This window comes from Gammaproteobacteria bacterium, assembly GCA_040183005.1.
Lineage (GTDB): Bacteria > Pseudomonadota > Gammaproteobacteria.
On the sequence record JAMPIW010000002.1, the window covers coordinates 180,505 to 200,755 of the forward strand.

Consider the following 20,251-nt stretch of genomic DNA (forward strand, 5'->3'; position numbering starts at 1 on the left):
GTGAAGGTTCCGACACCCCAATACCGCTGCTCCCTTGGTCGGCTGCAGCCGCAAGCCACGGATCTGGATGCCATCAAGGAACGTGGATGGCGTGACCAACACATCCTGGTGGTCAACGCGTCCGACAACCGTCTGGACTTCATCGAGCGCGAGATCGTGCGACGCATCGGTGAACGCCTGTACGGGCCGGGAGGGACACGTCATGGCTGAGTGGACAACTGACGACGTGGCAGCACGCTTCGTGGAGGCTGCCGCCACCGGACGACGCTTGCCCCCTGTACGTGTGCAGGGCTACTTCAACTGCTGGCCTGCCTTCGTCCGCAAGGAGTGGGAAGCCTTTGCTGCTGACGAGAAGGTGTATCGCCCCTTCCCACCAAGCCCCGAGGCCATCGACCGGATGCTGGAGACGATGCGCTGGGTGCAGTGGCTGGAGGTCGAGCAGCGCCACCTTGTGTGGATGCGGGCCAAGCGCTACGGCTGGAGGGACATCACCATCCGCTTTGCCTGCGACCGTACCACTGCGTGGCGGCGCTGGCAGCGGGCAATGGAGGTCGTGACCGCGAACCTCAACAACGAAGGCGTGCGGATGCTTCCAAAAACGTGGGCAATTTAGGGTAACGCTTGCCGCGTTTGTCCTTTCTTTGCCTTGCTTGTCCGTTTCGAGGCCCGGCAGCCCTGCAACAAAACAGCCCGGTCGGGGGTAGTATTTCGGCTATCTTCTGGACAGCGGTGACGGTTGAGGCGATGGGCCCAGGCAAAAGGGGTCCTTCCTTCCCAAATCGCAATGCGGGGGGCGCGAGCGCGGCATTCGCCTAGCGTCCGACTGCAAACCAAGGTTTGCAGGGTTTGCAGGGTTTGCAGTTTGCACCCGCACCAGTCCGCACCCATCACGAGCCCGCCCACGGTTTTCCGTCGGCGGGCTTTCTTTTTGAGGAACCGATTCTGAACACGCTCAACGTCGAGTACCGCAACGTCGAGGCGCTGATCCCCTATGCCCGTAATCCACGCACGCACACGGATGAGCAGGTGGCCAAGATCGCCGCCAGCATCGTCGAGTACGGCTGGACGAATCCGGTTCTGGTGGACGGCGACAACGGGATCATTGCGGGCCACGGTCGTCTGGCCGCCGCGCGCAAGCTCGGGCTGGATCAGGTGCCGGTCATAGAACTGGCGCACCTCTCGCCCACGCAGAAGCGTGCCTACGTCATCTCTGACAACCGGCTGGCGCTCGACGCCGGTTGGAACGAGGAGATGCTGGCGCTGGAAATGGCCGAGCTGTCCGAGGCCGGGTACGACCTTGCGTTGACCGGTTTCGAGGATGCAGAGATCGAGGCCTTGCTCGCTGACGAGGTGGAAACCGATGACGCCGACCAGCAGGCAGATGCCGACGAGCCAGACGCTGGTGACGATGTGCCGGATGCCCCTGTGGTGCCGGTGTCCCGCACCGGCGATGTCTGGGCCATCGGCTCCCACCGTCTGATCTGTGGCGATGCCACCGACCCGACAGCAGTCGCCAAGCTGATGCAGGGCGATGCGGCCCGGCTGTGCTTCACCTCACCGCCTTACGGCAACCAGCGCGACTACACCTCCGGCGGCATCACCGATTGGGATGGCCTGATGCGCGGTGTGTTCGCCAAGGTGCCAATGGCCGACGACGGGCAGGTGCTGGTCAACCTCGGGCTGATCCATCGAGACAACGAAGTCATCCCGTATTGGGATGCGTGGCTGGGCTGGATGCGCACGCAGGGCTGGCGGCGTTTCGCTTGGTACGTCTGGGATCAAGGGCCAGGGATGCCCGGGGACTGGGCCGGTCGCTTCGCCCCGAGTTTCGAGTTCGTCTTTCACTTCAACCGCGCCAGTCGCAAACCCAACAAGATCGTGCCCTGCAAGCACGCGGGCCAGGAGTCGCACCTGCGCGCAGACGGGTCGTCCACGGCCATGCGTGGTAAGGACGGCGAGGTCGGCGGCTGGACGCACAAGGGCCAGCCGACACAGGACACCCGGATTCCCGACTCGGTGATTCGCGTGATGCGGCACAAGGGCAAGATTGGTCAGGACATCGACCACCCGGCTGTGTTCCCGGTGGCGTTGCCCGAGTTCGTGATCGAGGCCTATACGGACGCAGGCGACATCGTGTTCGAACCTTTTGGCGGCAGCGGTACCACGATGCTGGCCGCGCAGCGCACGGGTCGTGTGTGCCGCTGCGTGGAGATCGCGCCGGAGTACGTGGACGTCGCCATCATGCGCTTCCAGCAGAACCACCCCGGCGTGCCCGTCACGCTGCTGGCCACAGGCCAGTCCTTCGACGAGGTGGTCAATGAACGTCAGGCCACCACGGAGGTAGAGCAATGACCGCCTCCTGGTTTGCCGACAAGATCGAACAGTGGCCGACTGCCAAGCTGCTGCCCTATGCCCGCAACGCGCGTACTCACTCGGACGATCAGGTGGCGCAGATCGCCGCGTCAATTGCCGAGTTCGGATTCACCAATCCGATCCTGGCGGGCAGCGATGGCGTGATCGTCGCCGGTCACGGACGGCTTGCTGCTGCGCAGAAGCTTGGGCTGGCGGTGGTGCCGGTGGTGGTGCTCGATCATCTGAGTTCGACCCAGCGCCGAGCACTGGTGATCGCGGACAACCGCATCGCCGAGAACGCGGGCTGGGACGACGCGATGCTGCGCATCGAGATCGCATCACTGCAGGACGACAACTTCGACGTGTCGCTGACCGGCTTTGATGCAGATGCGCTGGCCGAATTGATGGCGGGCGACGAGCCGGATGGCGAAGGCGAAACCGATGACGATGCGGTACCCGAGGTCAGCGAGACTCCGGTTTCGCGTCCAGGCGATGTCTGGCTGCTCGGCGGCCACCGTCTGCTGTGTGGCGACTCCACCGTGGCTGAGAGCTACGACCGAGTTCTTGATGGCGAGCCGGTGGATATGGTCTTCACCGACCCGCCGTACAACGTGAATTACGCCAACAGCGCCAAGGACAAGATGCGTGGCAAGGACCGCGCGATCCTGAACGACAACCTCGGCGACGGCTTCTACGACTTCCTTTTGGCGGCGCTGACGCCGACCATCGCGCATTGCCGGGGCGGGATCTACGTGGCGATGTCGTCCAGCGAACTGGATGTACTGCAGGCCGCATTCCGCGCCGCCGGTGGCAAGTGGTCGACGTTCATCATCTGGGCCAAGAACACCTTTACGCTGGGTCGGGCCGACTACCAGCGCCAGTACGAGCCGATCCTGTACGGATGGCCCGAGGGCGCGCAGCGTCACTGGTGCGGCGACCGCGACCAGGGCGACGTCTGGAACATCAAGAAGCCGCAGAAGAACGACCTGCATCCGACGATGAAGCCGGTGGAGTTGGTCGAGCGCGCGATCCGCAATTCGAGCCGACCGGGCAACGCGGTGCTCGACCCGTTCGGGGGCTCCGGCACGACGCTGATCGCCGCCGAAAAGTCAGGGCGGCTGGCACGGCTGATCGAACTCGACCCTAAGTATGTGGACGTGATCGTGCGCCGCTGGCAGGAATGGACTGGCAAGCAAGCCACCCGCGATTCGGATGGCGCGCTGTTCGATGATCAGGCGGCGAGCGACTCCTCGGCGATCTCGCAGTGAATCACAAAGCCCGTCAGGTAGGGCAAACCGCGCGGGATGCCATATTCCTTGCTGGTCTGGCGGCCAATCGTCCAGCCCATCCACTGCCGGGTGGCGGCGTTGATGGCATCTGCAAGGGGCTGACCCCGGTACAGCCCGTTTTGTACCTCGTCGGCAAAGTGGCGTCCGTGGCGGCTGTCGAGGAAGAACCGGACTGATTCGAGGGGCTGACCGGTAGCGTCGGAGATGGCGGTCATCGCCAGGGGCCACGCGGTGCTGGCGTGTTCGTTCATCGTGCCCCAAAAGCCCCAGGCATCGTTCTGGGTGGCGGGCATTTGCTGGTTGATGTTCATCTCTGGCTCCTTGGGGTTGATCGTTGCGACACCCGTAGTAACGCGCTGTTCGATTGAGAAGCCAAGCTGTTCTTGGCCTCTTTCTCAATCAATTTCGATTACCCGAGACGGGCCACGTACCGGGCGTAGTCGCCGCCCTCTGGATTCACGTAAAGGTAGGGGCGACCCGGTGCGGTGACCTCGACGCAAAGATAGCCGTCGCCGGTGCCGCCACCTTTGCCGCGCAGCCAGTCGCGCGATACCAACAGGCTGCGGGCAAAGGCATCGAACTCGTCGACGGTCAGTTCCTTGGTCTCGGTGACATAGACCTTGGTCTGACCCTGGCCGCCAACTTCGTCCAAGTCGGCAGGCTTGCGGGCAAACGGCAATCGGACGCTCAACTCCTCGACCTGGAAGGTGGTGTCGCCAAACTGCAGGGTGCGCGGGGTGCGTTCGATGGTGATGGTCATGGTGCTCATGAATGTTCTCCTGGGTGTTGGCGTTGCGATCAGGCTTCTGCGGCGATCCGGTAGACCCTCTCGCTGCCCTGGGCCTTGTCCGAGACGATGGTCAGCCCGAGCTTCTTCTTGAAGGCACCGGCAAAGGTGCCGCGCACCGTGTGCGCCTGCCAGCCGGTGGTCTCGCAGATCTGCTGCACCGTTGCCCCTTCGGGGCGCTGCAGCATCTGGATCACACTGGCCTGCTTGCTGTTCTCGCGGGTGCGAGGTTTGGCGGCCGCCTTTTCTTGCGCCCACGCGGCCTCGGCTGCCGTCACGGCTGCGTCGAGTTCAGGGTCTGCGGCCACTGGCGCAGGCGTTGGCCGGGCGCGCCCCATCGCGTCGTAGCCCTCGGCGGCGACGAACCAGTGGGTGCCGTCGGAGGTGATCAGCGCGCGGTTGAACAGGCCGTCGAGCACCTTCTTGCGTGCGCCGCCTTTGATGTTGTCGGGGAACCAGTCGATCTTGCCGTCGGTGTGTTCGAGGGCGTAAGCCAGGATCGCGTGCTGGGCCGGGGTCAGTTGGGTGGTGGTCATTTGCTTCTCCTTGTGCAAGGGGTTGATGGGGTGACGTGATGAACGCGCTGTTCGGGAGTGAAGCCAAGCGTTTTCTGCTTGGCTTCGAAGGTTCTTGATCAGCTGTTGGCCTTGTCCGACTTCGCCGCCTTGCGGCCTTGTTCGACGCCTGCGTTGAACGCGGCCTCCAGGGCGTCGCGCAGGCACCAGACCGCCACGTCGTGGAAGTCGAGGCTGTCTGACTTGCGGGTTTCCAGGGTTTCGATCCCCAGCTTGTTTTGTGCGATCTGGGTCAGGAGTTGTTCGAACTTGCTCATTGCTGCTTCCTTTGATGGTGTTGATGACGTCCGTATGAACGCGCTGTTCCAGAGAGAAGCCAAGCTGATTTCGAGTGGATGTCGAAAAAATGATTGAAGGGGTAACCGGTTCTCAAAATGGGCATTTCGATTCGCGCTTACGCCCGTCACCGTGGTGTGACTGACACCGCTGTTCACAAGGCAATTCGCGCAGGTCGGATCACGCCGGAGGCTGACGGCACCATTGATGCCGACCGTGCTGATCGCGAGTGGGCTCGCAACTCCGATGTGCCGAAGTCCGGTACGCGGGCCAAGGTCGCAAAGGTCGTCGTGCCAGAGGGTGGCGGCGACGGGCCTGCAGCTCTACCTGCTGGTGGTGCGTCGCTGCTTCAGGCGCGGACGGTCAACGAGGTGGTCAAGGCGCAGACCAACAAGGTGCGTCTGGCCCGACTGAAGGGCGAGTTGGTGGATCGGCCGCAGGCCATCGCCCATGTTTTCAAGCTGGCGCGCTCCGAGCGCGATGCGTGGCTGAACTGGCCCGCGCGCATCTCGGCGCAGATGGCGGCCAAGCTCAATATTGATCCGCACACGATGCACGTCGCCCTGGAGGCGGCGGTACGTGAGCACCTGCAGGAACTGGGCGAACTGCGGCCCCGGGTGGACTGATGCTGGATGTTGAATACGAAGGCGCTGCCGAAATCGAGCGCGCGTGGCGTGAAGGGCTCACACCTGATCCTCTGCTCTCGGTGTCCGAATGGTCGGATCGGCACAGGATGCTGTCCAGCAAGGCCTCGGCCGAGCCCGGTCGCTGGCGCACCAGCCGCACGCCGTACCTGAAGGCCATCATGGACTGCCTGTCGCCTACCTCGCCGGTCGAGCGCGTGGTGTTCATGAAGGCCGCACAGCTCGGTGCGACTGAAATGGGCTCGAACTGGATTGGCTATGTGATCCACCACGCGCCGGGGCCGATGATGGCGGTATGGCCGACGGTGGATATGGCCAAGCGCAATTCCAAGCAGCGGATCGATCCGTTGATCGAGGAGTCGGCGGCACTGAGCGAGTTGATCTCGCCAGCACGGTCACGCGACTCGGGCAACACCATTCTGGCCAAGGAGTTCCGGGGTGGCGTCCTGGTGATGACCGGTGCAAACAGCGCGGTCGGACTGCGCTCGATGCCGGTTCGGTATTTGTTCCTCGACGAGGTAGACGGCTATCCATTGGACGTCGAGGGTGAAGGTGATGCGATCTCGCTGGCCGAGGCGCGCACGCGAACTTTCGCCCGGCGCAAGATCTTCATCGTGTCGACGCCGACGATCTCGGGGGCGAGCGCCATCGAACGCGAGTACGAAGCCAGTGATCAGCGCCGCTACTTCGTGCCGTGCCCGCATTGCTCGCATCGCCAGTGGCTGCGCTTCGAACAGTTGCGCTGGGAGAAGGGACAACCGGACACGGCGTCCTACATCTGCGAGTCCTGCGATGAGCCAATTGCCGAGCACCACAAGACCTGGATGCTGGAGCACGGTGAGTGGCGCGCGATGATCAGCGACGGCACGGGCAAGACAGCGGGGTTTCACCTGTCGTCGCTTTACAGCCCGGTTGGCTGGCGCGGTTGGCGCGACATTGCCGCAGCGTGGGAAAGCTCTGTCAACAAGGAATCGGGTTCGGCGGCTGCCATCAAGACCTTCAAGAACACCGAACTGGGTGAAACCTGGGTCGAGGAAGGCGAAGCACCCGACTGGCAAAGGCTGGTCGAACGCCGCGAGGACTACCGGATCGGTACGGTGCCACCGGGCGGATTGCTCCTGGTGGGCGCTGCCGACGTGCAGAAGGATCGCATCGAGGCGTCCATCTGGGCCTTCGGGCGCGGCAAGGAGTCCTGGCTGGTCGAACACCGCGTGCTGATGGGCGACACCGCCCGAGACGCCGTGTGGAAGCGACTCGCCGAGTTGCTTGCCGAAAACTGGACACACGCCTCGGGCGCGGTGATGCCGCTGGCCCGTTTCGCCCTGGACACCGGCTTTGCGACGCAGGAGGCCTACGCCTTCGTGCGTGCCTGCCGCGACCCGCGCGTGATGCCGGTCAAGGGGGTGCCGCGCGGCGCGGCCCTGATCGGCACGCCGACGGCCATCGATGTTTCGCAGGGCGGCAAGAAGCTGCGCCGGGGCATCAAGGTTTTCACGGTGGCGGTTGGCATCGCCAAGCTGGAGTTCTACAACAACCTGCGCAAGGGCGCGGACGTCAGCGAGGACGGCGTGACCATCCTCTACCCGACGGGGTTCGTCCATCTGCCCAAGATCGACGCAGAGTTCATCCAGCAGCTCTGCGCCGAGCAGTTGATTACCCGCCGTGACCGCAACGGCTTCCCGGTGCGCGAGTGGCAAAAGATGCGCGAGCGCAATGAAGCGCTCGATTGCTACGTGTACGCCCGGGCTGCCGCATCGGCGGCGGGCCTTGATCGTTTCGAGGAACGCCACTGGCGCGAACTGGAGCGCCAACTCGGGATGGAGCGGCCACCGGATGAGCCACCGCCGATTCAAGCATTCGACCCAGACGAGGCCACCCAACGAGGTGGCCTCTCTGTTTCTGCAACCCCACCACGGCGGCGCGTCATCAAAAGCCGCTGGTTGTCCTGATTTTCAGAGGAGTTTTCATGAGTCTTGCCACCCGTATCGAGAGCCTGGTCATCCGGGTTGCTCAGGAGTTCAACGACGTCCGTGCGACGGCAGGCAGTCTGGCCAGCCTGTCCACCAACGACAAGTCGAGTCTGGTCGCCGCCATCAACGAGCTCAAGGCGGCGGTTTTGTCCGCGATGGCCATCGACGACAACCAGATCGCCACCACCAGCACCTACTCGTCGAACAAGATCGTGTCGCTGCTGGACGCGCTCAAGGCCGATATTCTGGGTGGTGCAGACGCCGCCTACGACACCCTGGTGGAAATCCAGCAGGCGCTGCAGAACGGCACCAGCGGTCTGGATGCGATTCTGGCTGCGGTCAATCTCCGTGTCCGCTTCGACGCGGCGCAGACCTTGACGGTCGCCGAGCAGCTGCAGGCCCGCACCAACATCGGGGCGGTCGCGGTCAGCGATGTCGGCAACACCGACACCGATTTCGTCGTGATCTTTGACGGCGCGCTGGCCTGATGAGCCTCGCTTCCAGCATTGCCGCTTTGGCGGCGCGCATCGGCTTCGAGGTCAAAACCAAGATCGACGCCACGCATCCCGGCATTGCCCGGGTGTGGGTCAGCTTCGGCTACGTGGGCGGTCAGGTCGTGATCGCCAGCGCGCACAACGTCGCCAGCGTGGTGCGCACGGCGGCGGGCCGGTACCGCGTGCATTTCGCGGTAGCGATGCCGGATGCGAATTACTGCTGGACGGCACTCGCTCGCAGCAGCACCAACACCGGCCAGCAGCGTGTGGCCCTTGTGCGTGCCAGCTCCGACCTCAAGACCGCGCAGTACGTCGACATCTCCTGTGCGACGGCTGCGGCCTCATTTGACGACTCCTCTGAAATCAACCTCGTGGTGTACCGCTAATGGCCTACACAGAAGCCCAACTCCAGGCATTGGAGACCGCGCTCGCCAAGGGCGAACACCGCGTCAGCTTCAGCGACAAGACCGTCGAGTACCGCTCGGTCGATGAACTGAAGGCTGCAATTCGCGAGGTCAAGCGCGGAATTTTGGAACAGGCCGCCGCTACTGGACTCATTCCCCCCACAGCGCGACAGGTCCGGCTCACCACAGGCAAGGGATTCTGATGCGCCTATTTCAAAACATCCGCCGCAAGCTGTTCGGCGCCAGTCCTACGTATGACGGCATCGGCGGTGGCCGTCGATCTCTGGCCTGGATGGTGGGAAACCCGGGCGCGGTTGGTGCGCTGCTCCATACCCAGTCCGAGTTGCGTGCCAAGAGCCGTGACTTGGTACGCCGCAACGCCTGGGCCAACGCCGCCCTGGAATCGTATGTGGCCAACGCCATCGGGACTGGGATCAAGCCGCAGTCGATGGTGAAGGCTGCTGAACAGCGTGAAGCAATCCAAACCTTGTGGCGTGACTGGGCGTTGGAGGCAGATGCGGCCGGGCTCACGGACTTCTACGGTCTGCAGGCATTGGCATGCCGCGCGATGCTCGAAGGCGGTGAAGCCATCGTGCGATTGCGCTACCGCCGACTCGAAGACGGTCTGCCGGTGGCTTTGCAGATCCAGGTGCTGGAGGCAGAGCATTTGCCCGTCACCCTGAACATCACGGCGGACAACGGCAACGTCATTCGTGCTGGTATCGAGTTCGACCGATTGGGCCGGCGCGTGGCGTATCACCTTTACCGTTCGCATCCGGAGGACGGAATGCTGGCGCCGATGTCCGGCGATGGTGGACTGGCCACGGTGCGCGTGGACGCTTCCGAGGTCATGCATCTTTTTCGTCCGATGCGCCCGGGTCAGATCAGGGGCGAGCCCTGGCTAGCACGGGCGTTGGTCAAGCTCAACGAGCTCGATCAGTACGACGACGCTGAACTGGTTCGCAAGAAGACCGCTGCCATGTTCGCCGGTTTCGTGACGCGCCTCGCGCCTGAAGACAGTCTGCTCGGAGAAGGCTTGGCCGACGCTACCGGCGTGGCACTCGCGGGCCTTGAGCCCGGAACCATGCAGATCCTGGAGCCGGGCGAGGACATCAAGTTCTCCCAGCCTGCCGATGTTGGTGGGTCCTACTCCGAGTTCTTGCGTATGCAATTCCGCGCTGTGGCGGCGGCCATGGGCGTGACTTACGAACAACTCACTGGTGATCTCACCCAGGTCAACTATTCCTCGATCCGGGCTGGACTGCTTGAGTTTCGGCGTCGGGTCGAATCCTTGCAGCACGGCGTCATCGTTCATCAGTTGTGCCGCCCGATCTGGCAAGCGTGGATGACCCAGGCCGTTCTGGAAGGCGCGCTCTCGTTGCCTGGCTTTGCCCGTGGTGGCGTGGCCAAGCGCCGGACCTACCAAGCCGTCAAGTGGATTCCCCAGGGCTGGCAGTGGGTCGATCCGCTGAAGGAAGCCGATGCGATGAAGGCCGCGATTCGCTCCGGTCTGATGTCCCGATCCGAGGCCATCTCTGCCAATGGGTACGACGCCGAGGACGTCGACCGGGAGATTGCAGCAGACAACGCGAGAGCGGACGGGCTTGGACTCGTCTTTGACTCGGACCCGCGTCATGAACTGCCGACTCCGGCAGCAGCGGTTCCCTCCGACCCACCTCCCCAAGGAAACTGACATGCAGTTGCCTCACTTGGCGTCCCGTTTGTACGGGACGCCGCTCCTCGTTGCGCGCTCGAAACTGGACATCATCCTGTCGGTGCTGGGCGAGCGCATTCACTGGCCCGAACCCCAGTCGGCGCTACCGACCCCGGTCACCCGCAATCAGTCAAGCGCGCCCACTGGGATCGCCGTGATCCCGGTCTACGGAACGCTGGTGCGCCGCGTGCTTGGCCTGGATGCGGCGTCTGGTCTGGCGTCGTACTCCGAGCTGGGTTCGATGCTCAATGCGGCAGTCGCTGATCCCGCCGTGTCGGGCATTTTGCTCGACGTCGATTCACCTGGCGGCGAGGCAGGCGGTGTGTTCGAACTCGCTCATCGAGTCCGCGCAGCCGATGCCGTGAAGCCTGTCTGGGCGATCGCCTCCGACTCCGCGTATTCGGCGGCCTATGCCATCGCGTGCGCAGCATCTCGCGTCTACGTCACACAGACCGGCGGCATGGGTTCGATCGGTGTCATCGCCATGCACGTCGACCAGTCCGCTCGGGATGCGCAGGCGGGCTACCGCTACACGGCGATCACCGCGGGTGATCAGAAGAACGACTTCTCGCCGCACCAGCCACTCGACAAGGAAGCCTCCGCACGCCTTCAAGCCGAGGTGGACCGTCTCTACGGAATCTTTGTCGACCACGTCGCTGCGATGCGGGGACTGGAGTCGCGCTTCGTGCGGTCGACCCAGGCCGGCCTGTACTTCGGCCCCGATGCGGTGGCGGCGGGCCTGGCAGATGTCACGGGCGGCTTTGACGCTGCCGTGAGTGATTTCACCACTTTTCTTGCCAGTTCCGTTTCGGCTCGTCGTGTGCGGAATGCGGCGACCCAGAGTTCGTCCATTTCCGCAACTCCAACCTCCAAGCCCCACAGAAAGGAAGTTCACATGAACGCAGAAGACCCTGGCACCAGCACTGATCCGGCAACCCCGGTTTCCACGGACTCGCCCGCTGCCACTCCCGCAGTGCCGGAGGTCGCGAAAGACCATGGTACTGCACTCGAGGAAGCCGTCAATGCCGCAACCAAGACGGCTCGCGCAGATGCAGTGGCTATCGCCGAGCTCTGCCAACTGGCAGGTCAGCCGCAGCGTACAGCAGCGTTCCTCGCTGAAGGTGCAAGCGAAGCCCAAGTGCGCCGATCGCTGTTGGCATCGCGCGCCGAGAGCCCGGAGATCTCCTCCGTGATCCACCCGGACGCTGCTGCAAAGGCTGCATCGCCCGAGCAGAACCCCCTCATGAAAGCCGTCAAGAAACTCACTGGAAAGGACTGATCCATGCCCGCTCTGAACGAACCCCTCAATCTCGGCGACCTCATCAAGTACGAAGAGGACAGCCTCAACTATTCGCGTGACCAGGTCACCGTGGAGTCCGGTCAAAACCTGGAGCTTGGCGCCGTGGTGGGCCGCGTCACGGCGACTGGCAAGGTCAAGCGCTTTGATCCCAACGCGACCGACGGTGCGGATCTTCCCGCAGGCATCTTGCTGGGTGCGTGCAACGCCACCCTGATCGAGCGCGATGACGCCTTGCTGCTCGCGCGTCACGCCGTGGTCGCCACCCATGCCGTCGTTTGGCCGACTGGCATCACTGCCGAGCAAAAGGCGGCTGCAACCGCCGCACTCGAAGCGCGCGGCATTCTCATCCGCCAGTCCGCCTGATCGATCTACACAAGGAAATCACCCATGAACAACCCGTTCAACACTCCGGCCTTTTCGATGGCGGCTTTGACCTCCGCCATCAACATCATTCCCAACCGCTACGGTCGAATGGAGGCGCTGAACCTCTTTCCGGTCAAGCCGGTGCGTACGCGCCAAGTGATCGTTGAAGAGCAGAACGGCGTACTCAATCTCCTGCCCACGCTGCCGCCCGGTGCCCCGGGCACTGTCGGCACCCGAGGCAAGCGCAAGGTCCGCTCTTTCGTGATTCCGCACATCCCGCATGACGACGTGGTACTGCCCGAGGAAGTCCAGGGCATCCGGTCGTTCGGATCTGAAACCGAGATGGAGTCCGTCGCGGGTGTGATGGCACGCCACCTCGAGACCATGCGCAACAAGCACGCCATCACCCTGGAGCACCTTCGCATGGGTGCCTTGAAGGGCGTGATCTTGGACGCCGACGGCTCGGTGATCTACGACCTCTACGACGAGTTCGACATCACCCCGGCGGCGGTCAGCTTCGATCTGGCCAATGCCAACGCGAACGTCAAGAAGAAGTGCGCCGACGTCCTGCGCCACCTGGAGGACAACCTCAAGGGTGAGTTCATGACAGGCATTCATTGCCTGTGCTCGCCGGAGTTCTACGACGCACTGACCGACCACCCGAAGGTCAAGGAGGCGTTCACCTACTGGCAGCAGGGCGCGGTGTTGATCAACGACATGCGCGCAGGCTTCACCTTCGGCGGCGTCACGTTCGAGGAATACCGTGGCCAGGCGACGGACGCCAACGGCACGACCCGTCGTTTCATCGCGGCAGGCGAGGCCCATGCGTTTCCGCTCGGAACCGTGGACACCTTCAGCACCTACTTCGCGCCGGCCGACTTCAACGAGACCGCCAACACGCTGGGTCAGGTCCTCTACGCCAAGCAGGAGCCGCGCAAGTTCGATCGCGGCACCGATTTGCACACGCAGGCCAACCCGCTGCCGATGTGCCACCGCCCGGGCGTGCTGGTCAAGCTCACGGTAGGTTGATGGGGTTGCAGCGATGAATGTCGTTGATGCGATCTACGAGGCCGCCGCCAACGTCGGATTCTTGCGGGAATGCCGCTGGCAACCCACAGACGGCACCGCGCTGCAGACCCATCAGGTCGGCTTCGCGGCCCCTGACGACACCGTACTCGACGGACTGACCCTGAGCACCGAGTACGTGATGACCTACCCGGCCACCGCGCTCGTGGGGCTCGCTGCGCGCGAGGTGGTCGAGATCGGTGGAACGACCTTCCAGGTGCGAGACATCCGGGCTGTGGGCGACGGCTCCGAAATCCGCGCCAAGCTCACCCGGCTCTGAACGGGAGATTCGCCAATGGCTGACAACTCGATCCGCGAGCGGATTCTGCTGGCGGTGATGGCGGCTGCCCGTCCTGCAGTCGAAGGGCTCGGGGCCACGCTGCACCGGTCGCCCACGGTGGCCATCAGCCGCGAACTTTGCCCGGCGCTCGCGGTGTTTCCCGAGTCGGAGTCCATCACCGAGCGCGCCAACGACCGCGTCACACGCGAACTGACCGTTCGCGTCGTGGCTCTGGCTCGGGCCGTTCCACCCGCGTCTCCCGAAACCGAGGCCGACCGCCTGCTTACCGCCGTCCACGCCGCCTTGATGGCGGACGGGAATCTCGGTGGCTTGGCGCTCGGCATCCGGGAGCAGGAATGCGAGTGGGAAGTCGAGGACGCCGATGCGGTGGCCGTGGCGCTCCCTGCGCGCTATCGCATCACGTACCGGACGCTGGCCAATGACCTTTCAACCCTTGGATGACACCTATGACCCACCTCGTTTTGACGCGCCCGCACACCCACGCGGGCAAGGCGTATGGCGTCGGTGAACGGGTCGAGATCGATGCGACTTTCGCCGACTGGCTGATCGCGCACGGTATCGCCACCCCGGAGCCGACCGCCCCAACCGCTGAACCCATTCCCGAACCCAAACCCCTCCAACGCAAGGAACCCAAGCAATGAGCACCTATGCCAGTTTTCAAGGCCGCGTATTCCTCGGCAAGCGCGACATCGACGGCCTTCCCATCGAAGTGCGCTCGCCCGGCAACGTCGCCGAGCTGAAGCTCTCCCTCAAGACCGATGTGCTGGAGCACTACGAAAGCCAAACCGGCCAGCGCTCGCTGGATCACCGGATGGTCAAGCAGAAGTCCGCCACCGTGAACCTCACCATCGAGGAATTCACCAAGGAGAACCTGGCGCTGGCCCTCTACGGCAACCACGTCGTCGGCACGCCGGGCACGGTCACGGCCGAACCTGTGGGCGGTGCCACCCCGATTGCGGGCGACCGCTACTTCCTGGCCCACCCGAAGGTGTCGTCCTTGGTCGTGACGGATTCGGCTGGCACGCCCGCGACCCTGGCCTTGGGCACGAACTACACGGCTGATCCCGACTTCGGGGCCCTCCAGTTTCTGGATACCACCGGCTTCACTGCGCCGTTCAAGGCCAGTTACGCCTACGGTGTGGCCACCGAGATCGGCATCTTCACGCAGGCACTGCCGGAGCGTTTCCTGCGGCTCGAAGGCATCAACACGGCCCAGGGCAATGCCAAGGTGCTGGTCGAGCTCTACCGCGTGGCCTTCGATCCGCTGAAGGAAATCTCTTTCATCTCGGACGAGTACAACAAGTTCGAGCTGGAAGGCTCGTTGCTGGCCGACACCACCAAGCCCTTCGACGCGGTGTTGGGCCAGTTCGGCCGCATCGTGCAACTCTGATCGGAGTGAGCCATGAGTGACTTGGACACCCTGATTCCGCAGGCGGTCGAACTGGTGATCGACGGTGAGCCGCTGGCCATCAAACCGCTGAAGGTCGGGCAGATGCCCGGTTTTCTGCGAGCGATCTCGCCGGTGATGCAGCAGCTCACTGCCTCCAACATCGACTGGCTGGCGTTGTTCGGCGAGCGCGGCGACGACCTGCTGTCGGCCATCGCCATTGCCGTCGGCAAGCCTCGGGCGTGGGTCGATGAGCTGGCTGCCGACGAGGCAATCCTGCTAGCGGCCAAGGTGATCGAGGTGAACGCTGATTTTTTTACCCGGACGGTGATCCCGAAGCTCGACGGGCTGTTCGGCCAAGTGAAGCTGCCGCCCATCGTGAAAGCGGCGGCTGGTTCGATGCCGTCCAGCACCTGATCGAGCACGGGCACCGCTTGCCCGACATCCTCGACTACACGTTGGCGCAGGTGCTCGGCTTCGTCGCAGCGACGGCGCGCACCGATGCGGCCCGCGATGCACGGCTGCTGTCAGTGATTGCCATCGGCACGCGCGGCGACGCCCGTCACCTTGACCAAACCCTCGACCGACTCACCGACAAGGCCGCCGACCGTGCCTGACGACCATGCGCATTTCCGTCCAGATCGATAGCGCCGCAGCCCAGGCGCAGTTGCGCCGGTGGGGCGGCGAGTTCCGCAACAAGGTCAAGAAAGCGGTGTCGCGGGCGATTGCCAGCGAAGCGGTCGAACTCAAGCAGGACGTGCGCAGTCACGTCGCAAGCCAGATGGCCGTCGTCAAGAAGTCCTTTCTCAAGGGCTTTACCGCCAAGGTGCTGGACAAAAACCCGAGCCGACTGCCTGCACTCTACGTGGGCTCGCGCATTCCGTGGTCGGGGATGCACGAGACCGGCGGCCAGATTGCCGGGCGGATGTTGATTCCACTGAATGGTCGGGTGGGCCGCAAGCGCTTCAAGGCGCAGGTGGCCGAGCTGATGCGCGGCGGCAATGCCTATTTCATCAAGAACGCGAAGGGAAACATCGTCCTGATGGCCGAAAACATCAAAGAGCACGACCGGCCACTGGCGGGCTTCAAGCGCCGCTACCGCAAGGCAGAGGGCATCAAGCGCCTCAAGCGCGGCGCGGACATCCCGATTGCCGTCCTGGTGCCCAAGGTCGTGCTTAAGAAGCGTATCGACGTCGAGAGGCTGGTCGCTGGTCGCATCCCGCGTCTGGCGGCGGCGGTCGAGAAGCAGATCAGCACGGTGGATTGAAGGGCTGAGAAAAACTTATGGCCAAGCGAATTTCCATCCTCGTCGCGCTCGAAGGGGCCGACGAGGGGCTCAAACGCGCCATCACGTCGGCCGAGCGCAGTCTCGGTGAGCTGTCGACCACCGCCAAGACCGCCGGAGCCAAGGCTGCCGCCGGAATGGCCGAGGTCAAGGCCGGGATGTCGGCCTTCGGCGATCAGGTGGCGACGGCCAAGACGCAATTGCTGGCCTTCCTATCGATCAGCTGGGCGGCAGGAAAGGTGCAGGAGATCGTCCAGATCGCCGATGCCTGGAACATGATGTCCGCGCGCCTGAAGTTGGCGACGGCGGGACAGCGTGAATTCACGACCGCGCAATCGGCCCTGTTCGACATCGCCCAGCGCATCGGTGTGCCGATTCAGGAAACGGCCACGCTGTACGGCAAGCTCCAGCAGGCTGTTCGGATGCTGGGTGGCGAGCAGAAGGACGCGCTCACGATCACCGAGAGCATTTCGCAGGCACTGCGCCTGTCGGGCGCATCGGCCTCTGAGGCGCAGTCGTCCCTGCTGCAATTCGGGCAGGCGCTCGCCTCCGGTGTGCTGCGGGGCGAGGAATTCAACTCCGTCGTCGAAAACAGCCCCCGTCTGGCGCAGGCCCTGGCCGATGGTTTGAACGTGCCCATCGGGCGGTTGCGTAAGCTGGCTGAGGAAGGCCGCCTGACTGCTGATGTGGTGGTCAACGCGCTGATGAGCCAGAAGGACAAGCTGGCCAGCGAGTACGCCCAACTGCCGCAGACCGTGAGCCAGGCCTTCGAGCGCCTGCGCAATGCCTTCGGGCAGTGGATCAACCGGGTCGATGAATCGACGGGCCTGACCAAGAAGCTGGCCGAGGCGCTGACCTTCCTGGCCAGCAACCTCGATACGGTGATGCAATGGCTCAAGCGGATCGCCGAAGTTGGGCTCGCGGTGCTGATCTACCGCCTGATCCCGGCGCTCATCACCGCGTGGCAGACCGCCGGTGCGGCGGCCGTCACGGCCGCCAGTGCCACCGCTGCGGCGTGGACGACGGCCAACCTGTCGGTGTCGGCCGCCGTGGCCAGCGTCGGCTTGCTCAAGACGGCATTCGCCGTGCTGGGTGCCTTCCTGGTCGGCTGGGAGATCGGCACGTGGCTGTCGGAGAAGTTCGAGATCGTCCGCAAGGCGGGCATCTTCATGGTCGAGATGCTGGTCAAGGCGGTCGAGCAGTTGCGCTACCGCTGGGAGGCATTCGCCGCCATCTTCACCTCGGACACGATTGCCGAGGCGACCCAGCGCCACGAGGCCCGTCTCGCGGAGATGAACCAGATCTTCGCGCAGATGTACGCCGACGCGACCAAGGGGGCGGATGCTGCCAAGGGCGCGATGAATACCGCCGCGACGGCTGCGGAGGAAATCGCCAAGCGGCTCGAAGCCGTGCGTCAGGGCACGCAGGAGGCGGTCGGGCGCGGCGTCGAGGCCGTCCACAGTGCCCTGGAGAAGCTGAAATCCCGCCTCGGTGAGGTCGAGCAGGCCGTCGGCAAGGCCAATCAGACGGTCAACGACGCCACCGCCAAAATGGCCGAGGCCTACAAGGGCCTGACGTCCATCGTCGAGGCCAACCTGCTGCGCCAGATCGAAGCGGTCAAGGCGCGCTACCATCAGGAACAGTCGGCGCTGGAGACATCCAAGCAGTCCGAAGCGGCGCTGATCACCAAGTCGACGCAGTTGCTGACGGAAGCCCTCACGCAGCAGACCACGTTGCGGCGGCAGTCCACGACAGACACGCTGAAGCTCATTGACGATGAGTCCAAGGCGCGGATCGAGTCGGCCCGCCGCCAGGGTCAGACGGAAGAAGAGCGCCGCGCCAACGTCCAGCGGGTCGAAAACGACATCCTGGCCACCAAGCGCCAGACGATGACGCAGGCGCTGGCCGAGTACCGGCAGCACATTGATGCGCTCAACGCTGAGGCCAACCGGCATCTGACTGAGATCAAGCGCATCGAGGAGGAGAAGCGCCAGCTCTCAATGACGACGGAGGAACGTGTCCGCGACATCCGTCGCCAGGGCATGACCGACTTCGAGGCGACAGAAGACCGCAAGCGTCAGATCGCCGAGTACCAGGGGAAGGCGCGCGAGGCGCTGGCCAATGGCGAGTTCGAGCAGGCTCGGCAACTCGCCCAGAAAGCGATGGATCTGGCCTCGCAGGTGGCCAGCTCGCAAACCAGCGAGGCCAAGCGCGGCGAAGATGCCCGCAAGCAGTCCGAACAGGCGGTTTCGCAGGTCACCCAGCTCGAATCGCAGTCACGCGATGCCTATCGCAAGCAGGAATACGCGCAAGCCGAAGCCCTGATGCGCCAAGCAGACGCGTTGCGCGCCGAACTGGCCCAGAAGACCAAGGATGCGGACACCCAGATTGCGCAAGGCAAGGATGGTGTCAATCAGGCCATCCAGCGCATCCGCGAGTCAGAGGAAATCCTCAACAAGACCCTGGATGCCGAAGCCAAGGCGCACCAGACGGCCGCACAGTCAGCATTGACAGCGCGCGACCAAATCCAGCAGACCCTCACGCAGACCGAAAACCAGATCGACCAGATCACGGACAAGTTGAAAGACGGTCTGAAGGTCACGCTGGACGCCGATACGACCCGCTTCGACAAAGCCATCGCCGATCTGGACAAGGCCCTGGCAGAAAAAGAGTACCTGCTCAAAATTCAGGCCGACTTGCAGGAGGCCGAGAAAAAGCTGCAGCAGTACGAGCAACTGCTGAAAGAGGGCAAGACACTCCCGGTCGATGCCGACGTGTCCAAGGCCAAGGAGGCGCTGGACAAGCTCAAGACCTACGCCGACCAGAACTCGCAGTTCGAACTGAAGGTGGCGACCGAGAAGGCGCAGGCCGCGATCACCAACGTCGAAGGGATGATCAAGGCGCTAGACCGCATCCAGACCGAGTCCCGGCATCAGGTCAGCACCAATGCCGACGCAGCCCGCTCGGAAATCATGAGTCTCAACGGGGCCAACACCTCGAGCACGCACACGATCTATGTGCGCAAGGTAGAGGCAAACGCGACTGGCGGTTTGGTGGGCGCTGGCGTGCGCCGCTTCGCTGACGGCGGCGCTGTTGCCCCGGCCTTTCCCCGAATGAGCGGTGGATCGGTTCCCGGCTCTGGCCACCACGACACCGTGCCGCGCACCTTGGAAGCTGGGGCCTTCGTGATTCGCAAGGCGGCGGTGCAGAAGTACGGCGGCGGTGCGCTCTCACGGCTGGCCAACGGTGTCGCCCGATTCGCTGTCGGTGGTCGCGTGCAGGGCTTTGGCAACGGTCGATCTCAAGGCACCGATCCCGATGGCAAGCCGATAGTCCCGAAAAAGAACCGGGAGGCAGTCGAGGCTATGAAGATGATCGACCTCGGCCTGCAGGGGATGAACGAGTACACCAATTGGCTCCAGTGGAACTACGGTGCCTCGGTCAGTCTGGATATGCGCAGCAAGACGATGGAGAGCTACGGCAAGCAGGCCCAGCAGGATCGGCGCGCGCTGGAAGACTTCATCAGTCGTAAAACGCTCACCGGCAACGAGCGCCAGAACCTGGAGCGCATCAAGCAGACGTGGCGGCAGGCGATGGCCCAACCACTGCTCTGGGGCAAAGACCTGGATCGCGAGCTGATCGACTACATGGAGCAGAACCAGGGCGAGTTCTACCGGCGCGGCGGCATGGCCAAGTCCGATACCGTCCCGGCGATGCTCACGCCGGGCGAGTTCGTCGTGAACAAGGATGCCGTGTCCCGCTACGGGGCTGGCTTTTTCGAAGCGATCAACAACCTGTCGGCCCCGGCGCAAGCCCTGGCCGGGCGTGCGCTTGCGGGCGTTCAGGGCTTTGCCACGGGCGGGCTGGTGCAACCCAGCGGGTCGCGGCTGGCCCGTCCGGTGTTGGCCACCGATGCTGGACCCAGCCGCACGGTACGCGTGGAACTGTCCTCGGGACAGCAGAAGGTCAACGCCACCGTCGACGCACGAGACGAGTCTCGTCTGCTGCAACTGCTGGACGCTGCTCGCGCCCGCACTGCCTGAAG

General features: G+C 63.9%; 25 protein-coding genes. 21 read left to right on the forward strand and 4 right to left on the reverse strand.

The window, feature by feature from the left end:
• The 4 genes from M3A44_02370 (at position 1) to M3A44_02385 (ending at position 3,620) form a co-directional block, all read left to right on the forward strand.
• Complete coding sequence (locus M3A44_02370; protein ID MEQ6340508.1) at positions 1-210, forward strand: hypothetical protein; 210 nt, start codon at positions 1-3, stop codon at positions 208-210.
• Entirely contained in the window at positions 203-613 is a 411-nt protein-coding gene (locus tag M3A44_02375; protein MEQ6340509.1) for a DUF6362 family protein, read from the forward strand. The genes M3A44_02370 and M3A44_02375 overlap by 8 nt, the downstream gene beginning before the upstream one ends.
• A 329-nt stretch (positions 614-942) precedes the next feature.
• Positions 943-2,352, forward strand: coding sequence for a site-specific DNA-methyltransferase (locus tag M3A44_02380; GenBank protein MEQ6340510.1), 1,410 nt, complete (start codon positions 943-945; stop codon positions 2,350-2,352).
• A complete protein-coding gene (locus tag M3A44_02385; protein MEQ6340511.1) occupies positions 2,349-3,620 on the forward strand; it encodes a site-specific DNA-methyltransferase in 1,272 nt (423 codons plus the stop codon). Before M3A44_02380 ends, M3A44_02385 begins: the two co-directional genes overlap by 4 nt.
• On the opposite strand, the gene M3A44_02390 is transcribed toward M3A44_02385, so the two are convergent.
• The 4 genes from M3A44_02390 to M3A44_02405 all read right to left on the reverse strand — a co-directional run bounded on the left by M3A44_02390 (position 3,584) and on the right by M3A44_02405 (position 5,260).
• Positions 3,584-3,952 (reverse strand): hypothetical protein, encoded by a 369-nt coding sequence (locus M3A44_02390; protein MEQ6340512.1) that lies wholly within the window; start codon positions 3,950-3,952, stop codon positions 3,584-3,586. The genes M3A44_02385 and M3A44_02390 overlap by 37 nt on opposite strands.
• Positions 3,953-4,050: 98 nt before the next feature.
• A complete protein-coding gene (locus tag M3A44_02395) occupies positions 4,051-4,410 on the reverse strand; it encodes a hypothetical protein (protein ID MEQ6340513.1) in 360 nt (119 codons plus the stop codon).
• Between the two features lie 29 nt (positions 4,411-4,439).
• Complete coding sequence (locus M3A44_02400) at positions 4,440-4,964, reverse strand: DUF3489 domain-containing protein (GenBank protein MEQ6340514.1); 525 nt, start codon at positions 4,962-4,964, stop codon at positions 4,440-4,442.
• Between the two features lie 98 nt (positions 4,965-5,062).
• Positions 5,063-5,260, reverse strand: coding sequence for a hypothetical protein (locus tag M3A44_02405; GenBank protein ID MEQ6340515.1), 198 nt, complete (start codon positions 5,258-5,260; stop codon positions 5,063-5,065).
• 117 nt (positions 5,261-5,377) lie between these two features.
• Here M3A44_02405 and M3A44_02410 point away from each other — a divergent pair, with 117 nt between their 5' ends.
• Genes M3A44_02410 through M3A44_02490 form a run of 17 tightly spaced genes read left to right on the forward strand, consistent with a single transcriptional unit; the run spans position 5,378 to position 20,249 of the window.
• Positions 5,378-5,905, forward strand: a complete 528-nt coding sequence (locus M3A44_02410) for an elements of external origin (GenBank protein MEQ6340516.1) — start codon at positions 5,378-5,380, stop codon at positions 5,903-5,905.
• Positions 5,906-5,907: 2 nt separating this feature from the next.
• The gene (locus M3A44_02415) at positions 5,908-7,872 is read left to right on the forward strand and encodes a phage terminase large subunit family protein (GenBank protein MEQ6340517.1); all 1,965 of its coding nucleotides are present in this window, start codon (positions 5,908-5,910) and stop codon (positions 7,870-7,872) included.
• Between the two features lie 17 nt (positions 7,873-7,889).
• Complete coding sequence (locus M3A44_02420; protein MEQ6340518.1) at positions 7,890-8,381, forward strand: hypothetical protein; 492 nt, start codon at positions 7,890-7,892, stop codon at positions 8,379-8,381.
• Entirely contained in the window at positions 8,381-8,773 is a 393-nt protein-coding gene (locus M3A44_02425; GenBank protein MEQ6340519.1) for a hypothetical protein, read from the forward strand. Before M3A44_02420 ends, M3A44_02425 begins: the two co-directional genes overlap by 1 nt.
• A complete protein-coding gene (locus M3A44_02430; protein ID MEQ6340520.1) occupies positions 8,773-8,994 on the forward strand; it encodes a hypothetical protein in 222 nt (73 codons plus the stop codon). Before M3A44_02425 ends, M3A44_02430 begins: the two co-directional genes overlap by 1 nt.
• On the forward strand, positions 8,994-10,484 hold the full coding sequence (locus M3A44_02435; GenBank protein ID MEQ6340521.1) for a phage portal protein: 1,491 nt from the start codon (positions 8,994-8,996) through the stop codon (positions 10,482-10,484). The genes M3A44_02430 and M3A44_02435 overlap by 1 nt, the downstream gene beginning before the upstream one ends.
• Before the next feature lies 1 nt (position 10,485).
• Entirely contained in the window at positions 10,486-11,784 is a 1,299-nt protein-coding gene (locus M3A44_02440; protein ID MEQ6340522.1) for a S49 family peptidase, read from the forward strand.
• Positions 11,785-11,787: 3 nt separating this feature from the next.
• Complete coding sequence (locus M3A44_02445; GenBank protein ID MEQ6340523.1) at positions 11,788-12,168, forward strand: head decoration protein; 381 nt, start codon at positions 11,788-11,790, stop codon at positions 12,166-12,168.
• A gap of 24 nt (positions 12,169-12,192) precedes the next feature.
• Positions 12,193-13,197, forward strand: a complete 1,005-nt coding sequence (locus M3A44_02450) for a major capsid protein (protein ID MEQ6340524.1) — start codon at positions 12,193-12,195, stop codon at positions 13,195-13,197.
• A gap of 13 nt (positions 13,198-13,210) precedes the next feature.
• The gene (locus tag M3A44_02455; protein MEQ6340525.1) at positions 13,211-13,513 is read left to right on the forward strand and encodes a hypothetical protein; all 303 of its coding nucleotides are present in this window, start codon (positions 13,211-13,213) and stop codon (positions 13,511-13,513) included.
• Positions 13,514-13,528: 15 nt separating this feature from the next.
• The gene (locus M3A44_02460) at positions 13,529-13,975 is read left to right on the forward strand and encodes a hypothetical protein (protein ID MEQ6340526.1); all 447 of its coding nucleotides are present in this window, start codon (positions 13,529-13,531) and stop codon (positions 13,973-13,975) included.
• Positions 13,972-14,175 (forward strand): hypothetical protein, encoded by a 204-nt coding sequence (locus M3A44_02465; GenBank protein MEQ6340527.1) that lies wholly within the window; start codon positions 13,972-13,974, stop codon positions 14,173-14,175. Before M3A44_02460 ends, M3A44_02465 begins: the two co-directional genes overlap by 4 nt.
• Positions 14,172-14,924, forward strand: coding sequence for a hypothetical protein (locus M3A44_02470; protein ID MEQ6340528.1), 753 nt, complete (start codon positions 14,172-14,174; stop codon positions 14,922-14,924). The genes M3A44_02465 and M3A44_02470 overlap by 4 nt, the downstream gene beginning before the upstream one ends.
• Positions 14,925-14,936: 12 nt before the next feature.
• A complete protein-coding gene (locus tag M3A44_02475; protein ID MEQ6340529.1) occupies positions 14,937-15,338 on the forward strand; it encodes a hypothetical protein in 402 nt (133 codons plus the stop codon).
• Positions 15,339-15,355: 17 nt separating this feature from the next.
• Positions 15,356-15,538, forward strand: coding sequence for a hypothetical protein (locus tag M3A44_02480; protein ID MEQ6340530.1), 183 nt, complete (start codon positions 15,356-15,358; stop codon positions 15,536-15,538).
• 5 nt (positions 15,539-15,543) lie between these two features.
• Positions 15,544-16,188 carry a DUF6441 family protein gene (locus tag M3A44_02485; GenBank protein MEQ6340531.1) on the forward strand — a complete coding sequence of 215 codons (645 nt, stop codon included), beginning with the start codon at positions 15,544-15,546 and terminating at the stop codon, positions 16,186-16,188.
• A 17-nt stretch (positions 16,189-16,205) separates the two neighbouring features.
• Positions 16,206-20,249, forward strand: a complete 4,044-nt coding sequence (locus M3A44_02490; GenBank protein ID MEQ6340532.1) for a tape measure protein — start codon at positions 16,206-16,208, stop codon at positions 20,247-20,249.
• Positions 20,250-20,251: the final 2 nt, after the last annotated feature.